Origin of the sequence: Bradyrhizobium sp. 134, from assembly GCF_023074155.1 — a bacterium.
In the GTDB taxonomy this organism is placed as follows: Bacteria; Pseudomonadota; Alphaproteobacteria; order Rhizobiales; family Xanthobacteraceae; genus Bradyrhizobium.
The window spans coordinates 24,497-37,224 of sequence record NZ_JADPKX010000046.1; the positions used below are offsets into that span (position 1 = coordinate 24,497).

The 12,728-nt window shown below is 64.5% G+C and carries 13 protein-coding genes; 8 read left to right on the forward strand and 5 right to left on the reverse strand.

The genetic code is table 11. The features are described 5' to 3' along the window. The first annotated feature begins 12 nt into the window (after nt 1-12). The 3 genes from IVA75_RS17515 (at nt 13) to recQ (ending at nt 3,852) form a co-directional block, all read left to right on the forward strand. A complete protein-coding gene (locus tag IVA75_RS17515; protein WP_247282925.1) occupies nt 13-1,014 on the forward strand; it encodes a homoserine O-succinyltransferase in 1,002 nt (333 codons plus the stop codon). Nucleotides 1,015-1,118: 104 nt separating this feature from the next. Then, nucleotides 1,119-1,862 (forward strand): polysaccharide deacetylase family protein, encoded by a 744-nt coding sequence (locus IVA75_RS17520; RefSeq protein ID WP_346658430.1) that lies wholly within the window; start codon nt 1,119-1,121, stop codon nt 1,860-1,862. A gap of 124 nt (nt 1,863-1,986) precedes the next feature. Further along, nucleotides 1,987-3,852: a DNA helicase RecQ gene (gene recQ, locus IVA75_RS17525; RefSeq protein WP_247282929.1), complete on the forward strand. Its 1,866-nt coding sequence runs from the start codon at nt 1,987-1,989 to the stop codon at nt 3,850-3,852. Between the two features lie 51 nt (nt 3,853-3,903). On the opposite strand, the gene IVA75_RS17530 is transcribed toward recQ, so the two are convergent. Continuing rightward, the gene (locus IVA75_RS17530; protein ID WP_247282931.1) at nt 3,904-4,917 is read right to left on the reverse strand and encodes a 1-aminocyclopropane-1-carboxylate deaminase; all 1,014 of its coding nucleotides are present in this window, start codon (nt 4,915-4,917) and stop codon (nt 3,904-3,906) included. A gap of 163 nt (nt 4,918-5,080) precedes the next feature. On the opposite strand from IVA75_RS17530, the gene IVA75_RS17535 reads away from it, so the two are divergent. The 3 genes from IVA75_RS17535 to IVA75_RS17545 all read left to right on the forward strand — a co-directional run bounded on the left by IVA75_RS17535 (nt 5,081) and on the right by IVA75_RS17545 (nt 7,422). Next, on the forward strand, nt 5,081-5,545 hold the full coding sequence (locus tag IVA75_RS17535; protein WP_247282933.1) for an Lrp/AsnC ligand binding domain-containing protein: 465 nt from the start codon (nt 5,081-5,083) through the stop codon (nt 5,543-5,545). A 45-nt stretch (nt 5,546-5,590) separates the two neighbouring features. Further along, entirely contained in the window at nt 5,591-6,751 is a 1,161-nt protein-coding gene (locus IVA75_RS17540; RefSeq protein WP_247284066.1) for a PLP-dependent cysteine synthase family protein, read from the forward strand. Nucleotides 6,752-6,861: 110 nt separating this feature from the next. Further along, entirely contained in the window at nt 6,862-7,422 is a 561-nt protein-coding gene (locus IVA75_RS17545) for a carboxymuconolactone decarboxylase family protein (RefSeq protein ID WP_247282935.1), read from the forward strand. Nucleotides 7,423-7,435: 13 nt separating this feature from the next. Here IVA75_RS17545 and IVA75_RS17550 read toward each other — a convergent pair whose 3' ends face one another. Beyond that, nucleotides 7,436-7,915 carry a GGDEF domain-containing protein gene (locus tag IVA75_RS17550; protein ID WP_247282937.1) on the reverse strand — a complete coding sequence of 160 codons (480 nt, stop codon included), beginning with the start codon at nt 7,913-7,915 and terminating at the stop codon, nt 7,436-7,438. Next, entirely contained in the window at nt 7,849-9,018 is a 1,170-nt protein-coding gene (locus IVA75_RS17555) for a PAS-domain containing protein (RefSeq protein WP_247282940.1), read from the reverse strand. The genes IVA75_RS17550 and IVA75_RS17555 overlap by 67 nt, the downstream gene beginning before the upstream one ends. A gap of 440 nt (nt 9,019-9,458) precedes the next feature. Between IVA75_RS17555 and IVA75_RS17560 the strand changes: the two genes are divergently transcribed. Beyond that, nucleotides 9,459-9,704, forward strand: a complete 246-nt coding sequence (locus tag IVA75_RS17560; protein WP_027568028.1) for a hypothetical protein — start codon at nt 9,459-9,461, stop codon at nt 9,702-9,704. A gap of 48 nt (nt 9,705-9,752) precedes the next feature. On the opposite strand, the gene IVA75_RS17565 is transcribed toward IVA75_RS17560, so the two are convergent. Beyond that, nucleotides 9,753-10,688 (reverse strand): alpha/beta hydrolase, encoded by a 936-nt coding sequence (locus tag IVA75_RS17565; RefSeq protein ID WP_247282942.1) that lies wholly within the window; start codon nt 10,686-10,688, stop codon nt 9,753-9,755. 116 nt (nt 10,689-10,804) lie between these two features. Between IVA75_RS17565 and IVA75_RS17570 the strand changes: the two genes are divergently transcribed. After that, nucleotides 10,805-11,692: a branched-chain amino acid aminotransferase gene (locus tag IVA75_RS17570; RefSeq protein WP_247282944.1), complete on the forward strand. Its 888-nt coding sequence runs from the start codon at nt 10,805-10,807 to the stop codon at nt 11,690-11,692. 161 nt (nt 11,693-11,853) lie between these two features. Here IVA75_RS17570 and phaR read toward each other — a convergent pair whose 3' ends face one another. Continuing rightward, complete coding sequence (gene phaR, locus IVA75_RS17575) at nt 11,854-12,450, reverse strand: polyhydroxyalkanoate synthesis repressor PhaR (protein WP_027568025.1); 597 nt, start codon at nt 12,448-12,450, stop codon at nt 11,854-11,856. Between the last annotated feature and the right edge of the window lie 278 nt (nt 12,451-12,728).

Sequence of the window (12,728 nt, forward strand, 5' to 3'; positions counted from 1 at the left end):
GCGGCCGCACCGATGACGATCCTGATCGATAGGGATCAATCCATATCGAGCCCGGCGCTGGTGCCGGGAGCGGGCGATCTGGCGCGCGAGCCCGGCGGCACCGAGCTCACCATCGGGTTGATCAACAACATGCCGGATCCGGCGCTGAAAGCGACCGAGCGGCAGTTCATGAAGCTGCTGCAAGCCGCGGCAGGTCCGCGCCGCATCCGCTTTCACTGCTTCTCGCTACCCTCGGTCAAGCGCTCGCCTGAAGCGAGATGGCATGTCGAGAGCGAATATTCGGACGTCACCGAGCTCAGGCGGCACAAGTTCGACGGCCTGATCGTGACCGGCGCCGAGCCGATCGCGCCCGAGCTCGACCAGGAACCGTACTGGCGCGATCTCACCGAGCTGATCGACTGGGCCAAGGTCAACACACGCTCGACGATCTGGTCGTGCCTCGCTGCGCATGCCGCGGTGCTGCATCTCGACCGCATCGAACGGCGGCCGCTCGCGGCCAAATGTCATGGTATTTTCGACTGCGAGGCCGTGACCAGCGATCCGCTGACGCGGGCCGCGCCGGCGCCGCTCAAGGTCTCGCATTCGCGCCTCAACGAAATCGCCGAGAGCGATCTCGCGCAGGCCGGCTACCAGGTGCTGACGCGTTCGGCAAGGGCCGGCGTCGACATTTTCGTCCGGCAATATGCCAGCCGCTTCTTGTTCTTCCAGGGTCATCCGGAATACGACGCGCTGTCGCTTCAGCGTGAATATCTGCGCGACATCGGTCGTTATCTTGCGCGTGAGCGCGACAATTATCCGAATTTGCCGGTGAGCTATTTTGACGCTGCGACGGAAGAGAAGCTGGTCCGCTTCGAGAAACAGGCAAGGCATCAGCGCCACCCCGCGCTCAGCAACGAACTGCCGGCGCTGACTTTGCGTGCCGATATCGCCGCCGGCAGCGCGGCGGCGGCATTGTTCCGGAACTGGCTGCAATATCTCGGCGCGGGGACCGACGCTTCGGTGCTTGCACGTTAGGGCGGGACGACGGGGTCGACGTTAGGACTAACGAAGTGTGAAGCTTGCCTCGAGCCGCGCACGAATGCTTCAGTGAGGGGCGGGGCAGACAGGAAATGCGAGTCGTGTGGTCGGCACTCCAGGGACGCGTGAGCAATCGGCTGGCCCGGCATTTCCGCGCCGCGCCGCACCGGCTGCCCGCGCGTGCGCCCATGGTGAGCTTCACCTTCGACGATGCCCCCGATAGCGCCGCAGGCGAGGGCGCCGGACTTCTGGAGCAGCATGGCGGCCGCGGTACCTACTATCTCGCGGGCAGCCTGGTCGATCGTCCCTCGGACCATTGGCACGGCCTGTCGAACGACGCGATCGTGCGGCTTCACCGGGCCGGACACGAGATTGCCTGCCATACTTTCTCGCACCTGAGTGCGGTCAATCTCGACGAGGCCGCCATGGCCCGCGAGATCGAGCGAAACCGCAGCCATTTTCGCGACATCGATTCCTCGATCACGCTGGAAAATTTCGCTTACCCCTATGGCATCGCGTCGGTGTGGCGCAAGCCGCAGCTCGCCAAGACCTTCCGCTCGGCGCGCGGGATCCTTCCCGGCGTCAATCGCGACGTCATCGACCTCCAGTTCCTGCGCGCCTCGCCCCTGGTCGATCGCGAGATCAATACGACGGGCGTCGATCGCTATTTCGACGAGGCGGTCGAGAGCGGCGGATGGCTGATCTTCTACGGTCACGACGTCGCCGACGCGCCGAGCCCATATGGTTGCACGCCGGACCTGATGCGCCATGCGCTGCAAGCGGCCGGGAAGCGCGACATGCCGATCGTGACGGTCGCGGAAGCGCTGCGAAGGATCGGGGCGTAAGAAATTTTTCTTCCCACAAAGGGTGGGGGAAGGCGGCGTCTCGCTCCGCAAACAGTCTTGCCACGCCTGCGCGGTCATGCGACTGGCCTTGTGACGAATCTCACGGCCTCACCCCGACATGCCCATGTCCTCTCCTTCCACCGCTCCGCTGCCTGCGCCGGCCCAGGGCCGCGATGCGCTGTCGGTGCTGCGTTCGGTGTTCGGCCTGCCCGGGTTCCGCGGCGCGCAGGACGAGATCATCCGGCACGTCACGGACGGCGGCAATTGCCTGGTGTTGATGCCGACCGGCGGCGGCAAGTCGCTGTGCTATCAATTGCCGGCGCTGCTGCGCGAAGGCTGCGGTGTCGTGGTGTCGCCCTTGATTGCGCTGATGCGCGACCAGGTCGCCGCCATGCTCGAAGCAGGCGTCAACGCCGCCGCGCTGAACTCGTCGCTGACCCCGCAGGAAGCCTCCGACATCGAGCGGCGCCTGATCGCGGGTGATCTCGACCTGCTCTATGTCGCGCCGGAACGGCTGGTGACGCCGCGCTGCCTGGCGCTGCTGGCGCGGGCGAAGGTGGCGCTGTTCGCGATCGACGAGGCGCATTGCGTCTCGCAATGGGGCCATGATTTCCGCCCCGAATATGTCGGCCTGTCCATCATCGCCGAGCGTTTTCCCGACGTGCCGCGCATCGCGCTGACCGCGACCGCCGACGAGTTGACCCGCAAGGAAATCGTCGAGCGGCTTCAGCTTGCAGACAGTCCGCACTTCGTCTCCAGCTTCGATCGTCCCAACATCCGTTACGAGATCGTCGACAAGCGCAACGCGGTGTCGCAGCTCAAGGATTTCATCCGGGAGCGTCACGCAGGCGATGCGGGCGTCGTCTATTGCCTGTCCCGCAAACGGGTCGAGGAGGTCGCCGCCGCGCTCGACGACGCCGGCATTGCGGCGTTGCCCTATCACGCCGGGCTCGACAGCAGCGTGCGCTCGCGCAACCAGGACCGCTTCCTCAACGAGGACGGCATCGTCATCGTCGCGACCATTGCCTTCGGCATGGGCATCGACAAGCCCGACGTGCGCTTCGTCGCGCATCTCGATCTGCCCAAGAGCATCGAGGCTTATTACCAGGAGACAGGGCGCGCCGGCCGTGACGGCAAGCCGTCGGCGGCCTGGATGGCCTACGGTCTCTCGGACATCGTGCAGCAGCGCCGCATGATCGACGAGTCGAGCGGCTCCGAGGAATTCAAGCGGGTCTCGATCGGCAAGCTCGATGCGCTCGTTGGCCTTGCCGAAACGCCGCACTGCCGGCGTCGGCGGCTGCTCGCCTATTTCGGCGAGATCGTGATGGGCGAGGGCTGCGGCAATTGCGACAATTGCCTGACGCCGCCGAAAATGCGCGACGGCAAGGTGCTGGCGCAAAAGCTTCTGTCCTGCGTCTATCGCACCGGGCAGCGCTTCGGCGCGATGCACCTCATCGACGTGCTGATCGGACGCCTGACCGAGAAGGTGACGCAGTTCGGCCACGACAAGCTGACGGTGTTCGGCATCGGACGCGAGCTCAACGAGAAGCAGTGGCGCACGGTGCTGCGGCAGCTCGTGGCGATGGGACATCTGCTGAGTGACAGCGAAGCGTTCGGCGCGCTGAAGCTGACGGATTCGTCGCGCGGCGTGCTGCGGGGCGAAACGGAAGTGTGGCTGCGCGAGGAAGCGCCCGGCACCCGGATCCGTTCGAGCCGCGCCAAGTCCCGCCGCGGTGATCTGGCGCCGGCGGCCGGTGCGCCGCAGGGCGATGTCGATCCTGAATTGCGCACGCGGCTAAGAGCTTGGCGCTCCGACATTGCCCGCGAACGTGGCGTGCCGGCCTACGTGGTGCTGCACGACGCCACCATCGACGGCATCGTTCGCGCATGGCCGACCACGATGGACGAGCTGCGCAATGTGCCCGGCATCGGCGACAAGAAGCTCGAGCACTACGGCGAAGAGCTGCTGCAGATTGTCAGGACGCGGTAGGGGCTCGGTTCGTACCCCGGATTGCGCTGCGCTCCATCCGGGCTACCGACCTCAGCCGTTCCGGAACGCATACCCGTAGCCGTTCAGCGCCGGCGCGCCGCCGAGATGGGCGTAGAGGATCTTCGCGCCCTTCTCGAAATAGCCCTTCTGCGTGAGATCGATCAGGCCCTGCATCGACTTGCCCTCGTAGACGGGATCGGTGATCATGGCTTCGAGACGCGCGGTGAGGCGGATCGCCTCCTTGGTCTCTTCCGACGGCACGCCATAGGCGGGATAAGCATAATCCTCGATCAGCACGACGTCGTCGGCGACGAGATCCTGGCCGAGCTCGACGAGCTTGGCCGTGTTCTGCGCGATCGAGAGTACCTGCGCCTTGGTCTGCGCCGGGGTGAAGGACGCGTCGATGCCGATCACCTTTCGCGCGCGGCCATCGGCGGCGAAGCCGACCAGCATGCCGGCATGGGTGGAGCCGGTGACGGTGCAGACCACGATGTAGTCGAACTTGAAGCCAAGTTCGGTTTCCTGCTTGCGCACTTCCTCGGCGAAGCCGACATAGCCGAGGCCGCCGAATTTATGCACGGAGGCGCCGGCGGGAATCGCATAGGGCTTGCCGCCCGCCGCCTTCACCTCCTTGATCGCCTCCTCCCAGCTCTTGCGGATACCGATGTCGAAGCCGTCGTCGACCAGGCGCACGTCGGCACCCATGATGCGCGACAGCATGATGTTGCCGACGCGGTCATAGACGGCATCCTCGTGCGGCACCCAGGCCTCCTGCACCAGGCGGCACTTCATGCCGATCTTGGCCGCGACCGCCGCGATCATGCGGGTGTGGTTGGACTGCACGCCGCCGATCGAGACCAGCGTGTCGGCGTTCGAGGCGATCGCGTCGGGGATGATGTATTCGAGCTTGCGCAGCTTGTTGCCGCCATAAGCGAGCCCGGAATTGCAGTCCTCGCGCTTGGCGTAGACCTCGACGTTGCCGCCGAGATGCTTTGACAGCCGCTCCAGCTTCTCGATGGGCGTCGGACCAAAGGTCAGCGGATAGCGCGCGAATTTTTCGAGCATCGTCAGGTCATCCCGATTGGCGTTAATGTCTCCAAAAATGGTAGCATCGCTCTGCAAAAAGGTGCTTTCAAATATTGTGCCTCTATTGCGCATGATCTTGCGATAGTGGATCAAACACGCGGTATTCCTTTCGGAATTGGTGCCAAGTACGGAAGATTCTTCCATGTCCGCTCGTCTTGACCGTATCGACCTTAAGATGTTGAGATTACTGCAGAATAACGGTCGGCTCAGCAACGCGGAGCTGGCCGAAACCGTCGCCGTCAGTCCCGCCACCTGCCATCGCCGCACCCAGCGCCTGTTCGAGCACGGCTTCATCGCCGCCGTCCGCGCCATGGTCGCGCCGAAGAAGGTGGCAAAGGGCACGCTGGTGATGGTCGGGGTCGTGCTCGACCGTTCGACGCCGGAGAGCTTTGCGATCTTCGAGCAGGCGATCACCAGGCTGAAATTCGTGCTCGACTGTCACCTCGTCGCCGGCGACTTCGACTATTTCCTCAAGATCCGCGTCGGCGACATGGAGGACTTCAACCGCATCCACGGCGAGCAGCTGATCGCGCTGCCCGGCGTGCGCCAGACCCGCACCTTCTTCGTGATGAAGGAAGTCGTCGACAACGCGCCGCTGGAGTTTTGAGCCGAAGCTATTGATGCGCGATCGGCATCATGAGAGATTCAGGTGATGCAGCCATTCCCCTTCCGCCACCTCAATCCGGCCGGACCGGCCTATCGGCGCGGTTGGGTCGACGAGGCGGTCGCCGCGATCGAGGCCGACCAGTGCCGCACGGCCGACACGCATCTGATCCGGCTGATCGTGCCGGCGCTCGCTGGCATCGACATCTATCTGAAAGATGAGTCGACGCATCCGACCGGTAGCCTGAAGCACCGGCTCGCGCGCTCGCTCTTCCTTTACGCGCTCTGCAACGGCCACATCCGCGAAGGCACGCCTGTCGTCGAGGCCTCGTCGGGATCGACCGCGGTGTCGGAAGCCTATTTCGCGCAGATGATCGGCGTGTCCTTCTATGCCGTGATGCCGCGCACGACCTCGGCGGAGAAGATCGCCGCGATCGAGCATTACGGCGGTAACTGCCATCTGATCGACGACGGCCGCGCGCTGTATGCGGAGGCCGGTGCGCTGGCCGCACGGCTGGGCGGCCACTACATGGACCAGTTCACCTTCGCGGAGCGCGCCACCGACTGGCGCGGCAACAACAACATCGCCGAATCCATCTTCACGCAATTGCAGGGCGAGCCGCGCCCACTGCCGAACTGGATCGTGATGGGCGCGGGCACCGGCGGCACCTCGGCCACCATCGGACGCTATTTGCGCTATCGCCAATATCCGACACGGCTATGCGTCGCCGATGTCGAGCATTCCGCTTTCTTCGACTGCTTCAGCTCGCAGGACCGCTCCCATGTCTGCGACCGCCCCTCGCTGATCGAAGGTGTCGGCCGGCCGCGCTGCGAACCCTCCTTCGTGCCGGGCGTGGTCGATCGCATGATGAAGATCCCGGATGCGGCGACGATCGCGGCGATGAACGTGCTATCGCGCCGGCTGCGCCGCGCGGTGGGGGGCTCGACCGGCACCAATTTCCTGGCGCTGTGCAGGCTCGCCTCGGACATGCGAAAGGCGAATCAGACGGGATCGCTGGTGACGCTGATCTGCGATTCCGGCGAGCGCTACCGGCAGACCTATTATGAGCCCGCCTGGCTGAAAGCGCGCGGACTCGATCCAGCGCCGTTCGAGGCGGCCTTGTCGTCGTTCCTCGATACAGCGCAGCCACTGGCGCTTGAGTTCGAAGACGTAACGAATCCGCAGAACTTGCGAAATCCTGAGGCCTGATAGCTGGCGCCTCCCTGCCATTGCAAGATTGCACGGCCGTCACGGCAACTTCACTTGCCTTGCGCGCGCCTGCGGGCGAGTTTCGCGGCTTCTCAACGAGGAGACCTGCCGTGCGCCTTCCCATTCTCGACCTGAAAGACCTGAGTGCCGAACAGAAGCCGCTCTATGACGACATGCGAGCGGGCATCAAGGATCACTTCAAGGGCTTTGTGAACATGCGCGACGATGGCGCGCTGCTCGGGCCCTGGAATCCCTGGATCCGCGAGCCGCGCTTCGGCAAGCCGGTGTGGGAGCTGGTCAAGGCGATCGCGGCGAACCCGCTGCTGCCGGCGCCGGTGCGTGAGGTCGCGATCCTCGTCACCGGCTCGCATTTCCGCTCCGGCTACGAACTCTATGCGCATGTGCTGGTCGCCGAGCAGCGCGGCCTCTCCGACGAGAAGCTCGCGACCATCGTCGCCGGACAGCGGCCGGTCGATCTCACCAAGCAGGAGGCCGTCGCCTACGACGTGGCGTCCGCATTGGTCAGCGGCGGCGTGCTGCCGGAACTGACTTATCGGGCCGCGGTCAAGGAATTCGGCGAGCACGGTGCGGCCGAACTGTCCTATCTCGTCGGCGTTTACTGCATGGTGTCGGTCACGCTGAACACGTTCGACGTGCCGGTGCCGGACTAGATCTGCGGTGCGATCACTCCGCCGCCTTGTTCATGGGCGGCGGAGGCGTCCAGGCAATACAGCGATTGCGACCTTCGGCCTTCGCCTGGTAGAGCGCGTGATCGGCCGCGCTCATCAAGGCGTCGATGCCGGACATGCTGACACTTGCTTCCGCAATGCCGATGCTCACGGTGACGCCGAACTGAATTTGGTCGGCGGCGATCTGTGCGCTCATCACGCGTTTGCGGATTCTCTCGGCGACGATTCTTGCACGCGACAGGCTGGTTTCGGGCAACAGAATCGCGAACTCCTCGCCGCCGAAGCGGCCGACGACGTCCGATTTGCGCTTGCCGTCGAGGCATGCGGCCGCCACGGCCTTGATCGCTTCGTCTCCGACCGCGTGGCCATAGCGGTCGTTGAGCGACTTGAAATGGTCGATGTCGAGCATCAGGACCGAAACGGAGCGGTAGTAGCGCTGGAAGCGGCTCCATTCGGCCTCGAGCGAGCCCAGCAAATGGCGGCGGTTATAGAGACCCGTGAGCGGTCGGTGGTGGCCAGGCGCTCCAGCATGTTGGCCTTGTTGGTGAGATCGGTAATATCGACATAGGTCAGCATGCGGCCGCCGTTCGACATCGTGGTGCAGTGGGCCCTGATCCGCCGCGCATCCGGCGTCTGGAGGTCGCGCACATGATCGCCCGCCTTGACTTCGGCGACGCGCTTGACGGGAAATTTCGCCAGTTCGTTCGCCGGCAGATCGGGCGCGCTCGCACGGTGCACCCGGCTCACCAACGATGCATAGGTCGGGCGGGCGGCGGCTTCCTGTTCGCTCACCTCCCAGAACCGCCGCATGCGCCGGTTCATGAAGCTGGCGTTGAGATCGCGGTCGAGCAGCAGCACGCCGTCCTCGACGTTCTCGAGGGCGTCGCGCAGCAATTTCAGCTCGTCGGAGTAGCGCACGATGTCGGTGACCGGCGTATAGGTCAGCATCCGCCCGCCGTTGGGCAGAGGCGTGCATTGCATCCGAACGACGTCGCCGCTGGTACGGCGCAGGTCGCGCGGCGACGCATCGCCTACCTGTATTTGACGGACGCGCTCGGCGACATAAGCCTCCAGCTCGGCCGGCGGAATCTCGTAGGCGAGCGTATCGCGGCCATGATGCATCAGCGTCACAAATGACGGGTTGCTGTTGGCGACTTCATCCGGCAACAGCCACATCTGCCGGAACGCCCGATTGATCAATTGCGCGCGGAGATTGGCATCCAGCAGCACGATTCCCAGTGGGACGAAATCGAGTGCCGCGCGAAGCGCCAGCATCTGTCCGCGTATCAGCGAATCGGTCCCCCGCTCCTGCTCGTCCACGGCCTTCGGATCGACATGATCTTCCGCTCCGAGCGCAACCCCGACCTGACGGTCCGACCGCCAGAGCACACGGCAGGAGAGGATCTCCTGGCCTGCGAGCCGGAGCTGGAACCGATCGGGCACGCCGAGGCTGCTCTGCATCTCCAGCGTCGCGCCGTCTTCGGACATCCGGCGCACGACGCAATCGATCGTCGACTGACCGAAGTTGAAGAAGATCTGGCCGGCGAGGAACGTTCGTTCCGATACCAAGCGGGGCATTCCCAACCTCCCAAGCGGAATTGGCTCAGTTTGCCGCAAGCTTATTTGCCGAAAGGTAAGGCGGTGGGCGATTGCGCGAGAGGGCTAACAATTGGTTCACGCATCCGGCGTCGTTTACGTCAGCGGAGAACGCGAAAAGCCCTTCATCATCAACGATGAGCGGGAGCGGCCTTGCTCCGATATGCGTGAAAATGCGGACGCTCCGCTTTACGGAAAATCCACTACGGTCCGCAGTCAGCCGCGCACCGCGTAGAGCGGCGTCCGCAACGTCACGCGTTTGCCCTGATGGCGGAACTGCCTGTTGGATGGAATGTGATCGCCCGCGTGGTCAAGCGGTGTCCGCAATCGGTGGACGGTGCGAATGCACGCAGGTACGTTGCCGTGACCGCACGGACACAATCCGCGCCAGAGTGCAGGCCGGACAATGGAGAACGATAGCCATGGACACGTCACGCCGCATCCTGCTCGCCGGACTGGCGGGATTCGCCGTTGCGCCGACCGCCGCTGGAGCCGCGCCCTCGATCGCGGCCGATGACGTGACGGTCGCCGAAGAGCGCTTTGCGCGCATGATCGCAGCTGCGCATGCGCCCGACGTCACCTGCGTGCGACAGGCCGAGCGTTATGCGGACGCGCATTGGCCAAACTACGTCGCGGCGGCGCGTTCCGTCATCGCGGCGAGAGCGTGAGGCATTCTCTTTCCTCTCCCGTTGCGGGAGACGGCAACACGAGGTGTTTCACGTCCCCACCGCCCGCCTTACCTGCTCACCGATCTGCGACAGCACGAGCTGCGCCTGCGGCAGGATGGCGCCCATGGCGTGGAAATTGTGAACCATGCCCTCGTGGCAGACGTGCTCGACCGTGACGCCCGCGGCGAGCAGCTTGCGCGCATAGGCATTGCCCTCGTCGCGCATCGGGTCGTACTCGGCGGTGTGGATGATGGCGGTCGGCAGGTCCGCAAGCCGTGTCGCGCGCAAGGGCGAGATGCGCGGATCGGCGGCATCCAGGTCCTCGGGCAGATAATCGGCGAGATCGGCTTCGATCGTGACGCGGTCGATCAGGTGGCCCTCGGCGAATGCCTCGCGCGAAGGCGAGGCCTCCTCGAAATCCAGCACCGGGCAGATCAGGCATTGCGCGACGATGGAAAGGCCCGCGGCCTGCGCCGCCTCCTGGCACACGATCGCAGCGAGCGTTGCACCGGCGGAATCGCCGCCGAGCACCAGACGCCCGGCGTCGATGCCGAGCGATGCGGCCTCGCGCGCCACCCATTCGGTGGCGGCGATCGCATCGTCCACGGCAGCGGGGAATTTGTGCTCGGGTGCCAGCCGGTAATCGACCGAGACGAGACGGCAGCCGGTCGCATGTGCCAGCGCCGCCGCGATGCGGTCATGCGTGGCGATGCTGCCGGCAACGAGCCCGCCGCCGTGAAAGAACACAAAGCCGGGCGCGCGATCGTCGGCGCCTGCGGGTGAATAGAGGCGATAGGGCAGCGCGCCGCCGGGACCAGGCAGCATTCCGTCGGACGTCGTCACGTCAGGCGCATCGGCGCGCGCAAACTGCATCAGCTTTGCCAATGATTGCCGCCGTGCCTCCACGCTGGGCCGGCTCCGTGCCTGCGGCGCAGCCGCAGCCATCATGGTCAACAAACGCTTTGCGAGCGGATCGAGCGGCATGGTGCTTCCTTTCCCCTTCCGGGAGGGTAACTCACCATTTTCCCGCAGGGAATCATTTAGAAATTGCGCCCAATAGTGGCGCTATAATGCGGCGCCACGCCAAGGGGAGGCCGGTCATGGCCGAGATCAAAAAACCCATCGCATATTCGCCGAGCTGGACCTTCTTTGAGGGCAAATGGCATGACGGCAATGTGCCGATCATGGGTCCGCGCACGCATGCGGCCTGGCTCGGCTCCGTCGTGTTCGACGGTGCGCGGGCGTTCGAAGGCGTCGCGCCCGATCTCGACCGTCACGTCGCCCGCGCCAATCAGTCCGCGATCAGCTTTGGCCTGAAGCCGCTGGTCGATACCGGGACCTGGCTGATACTCGCAAACGAGGGCATCGCACGCTTCGCGCCGAATGCCGAGCTCTACGTCCGTCCGATGTACTGGGCGCGGAACGGCTCGGGCGGCGGCGTGCTGTTCGATCCCGAGACCACCGATTGGTGCCTGTGCATCTACGAGGCGCCAATGCCAAAGCCGGTCGGCAACGCGATCACGCTGTCGCCGTTCCGCAGGCCCACCGCTGAATGCGCCCCGGTCGACGCCAAGGCCGCCTGTCTCTATCCGAACAATTCGCGCGCGCTTGCCGAAGCCGCCTCGCGCGGCTTCCAGAACGCGCTGATGCTCGACATGCTCGGCAACGTCGCGGAGTTCGGCAATTCCAACGTGTTCATGGCCAAGGACGGCGTGGTCTACACGCCGGTGCCGAACGGCACCTTCCTCAACGGCATCACCCGCCAGCGCGTCATCAGCCTGCTTCGCGCCGACGGCGTCACCGTGGTCGAGAAGACGCTGCGCTATGCCGACTTCCTCGCCGCCGACGAGATCTTTTCCACGGGCAATTTCGCGAAAGTCGCGCCGGTGATCCGCATCGACGATCGCGAGCTGCAGCCGGGCCCGCTCTACACCCGCGCGCGCAAGCTCTATTGGGACTTTGCCCACGCGGTGAAGCTGGCGGCATAGCTTCCGCAGTTTCCCCGTCATTGCGAGCAAAGCGAAGCAATCCAGGCTGCCTCCGCGGAGGGATTCTGGATTGCTTCGCTGCGCTCGCAATGACGAGGTGGGGGACTGCTGAGGAAATCAGCGGGCCGCGGCGCTCGCGACGCGAGCGCGAACGAGAGGACCTACTCGTCCTTCTTCGACATCCGCTCGAGGCGTTCCTGCATGTCCTTCATCTGCTGGCGCAGATCGTCGATATTGCTGTCCTTCGGGGCTTCTGCGGTCGGCTCCGGCGCCGGCTCCGCGGAGCCGGCGGGGCGGCCTGCGCCGGGCGCGAAAGGCTTGAACATCGAGAAGGTCTGCTGGAACAGCTCCATGTTGCGGCGGACCTGTTCCTCCAGCGGCGCAAACGGGGTCCCGGACAGCGAGGTGGCGATCTGCTTGCGGAACTTCTCCTGCTCCTGCGTGAGCGACGCGATGGCCTGCTCCAGATATTTCGGCACCACCATCTGCATGCTGTCGCCATAGAAGCGGATGAGCTGGCGCAGGAAAGTGGTCGGGAGCAGGTTCTGGCCGGCCTTGTTCTCCTGCTCGAAGATGATCTGGGCAAGTACGGAGCGGGTGATGTCGTCGCCGGTCTTGGCGTCGTAGACCAGGAAATCTTCGCCGTCCTTGACCATGGAGGCGAGGTCTTCCAGCGTCACGTAAGTGCTCGTCCCGGTGTTATAGAGCCGGCGGTTCGCGTATTTCTTGATGGTGGTGGGTTGGTCTGATTTCGCCATGGGCTCTCACTTGCAAGCGCGGAGAACGGGAACCTGACGGGCTATGCCGCAGGGCGGGAAGAGTACGCAACGCAACAAAATAAGCATTTTCAAAGGGGTCACGCTACCGTTTTGTGCGCCACGGTTAATCGGGCAGCAAAAACGTGCTTGCGAAAGCGCCAAGAACGCTATTTTGAATGCGCTGCGGGATGAATTCGGCCGTCGGCCGATTGACATGCCTCAACGACGTTAACAGGATGCCGTCCGAGACTGGCGAGCCGTTTCCCCAGCCCCGTCTG

What these genes read in the sequence shown, in the direction of transcription:
- IVA75_RS17515 (WP_247282925.1), top strand. Translation starts at nt 13, where the DNA reads ATGACGATCCTGATCGATAGGGATCAATCCATATCGAGCCCGGCGCTG.
- recQ (WP_247282929.1), top strand. Translation starts at nt 1,987, where the DNA reads ATGTCCTCTCCTTCCACCGCTCCGCTGCCTGCGCCGGCCCAGGGCCGC.
- IVA75_RS17530 (WP_247282931.1), bottom strand. Translation starts at nt 4,917, where the DNA reads ATGCTCGAAAAATTCGCGCGCTATCCGCTGACCTTTGGTCCGACGCCC.
- IVA75_RS17535 (WP_247282933.1), top strand. Translation starts at nt 5,081, where the DNA reads ATGTCCGCTCGTCTTGACCGTATCGACCTTAAGATGTTGAGATTACTG.
- IVA75_RS17540 (WP_247284066.1), top strand. Translation starts at nt 5,591, where the DNA reads ATGCAGCCATTCCCCTTCCGCCACCTCAATCCGGCCGGACCGGCCTAT.
- IVA75_RS17555 (WP_247282940.1), bottom strand. Translation starts at nt 9,018, where the DNA reads ATGCCCCGCTTGGTATCGGAACGAACGTTCCTCGCCGGCCAGATCTTC.
- IVA75_RS17560 (WP_027568028.1), top strand. Translation starts at nt 9,459, where the DNA reads ATGGACACGTCACGCCGCATCCTGCTCGCCGGACTGGCGGGATTCGCC.
- IVA75_RS17565 (WP_247282942.1), bottom strand. Translation starts at nt 10,688, where the DNA reads ATGCCGCTCGATCCGCTCGCAAAGCGTTTGTTGACCATGATGGCTGCG.
- IVA75_RS17570 (WP_247282944.1), top strand. Translation starts at nt 10,805, where the DNA reads ATGGCCGAGATCAAAAAACCCATCGCATATTCGCCGAGCTGGACCTTC.
- phaR (WP_027568025.1), bottom strand. Translation starts at nt 12,450, where the DNA reads ATGGCGAAATCAGACCAACCCACCACCATCAAGAAATACGCGAACCGC.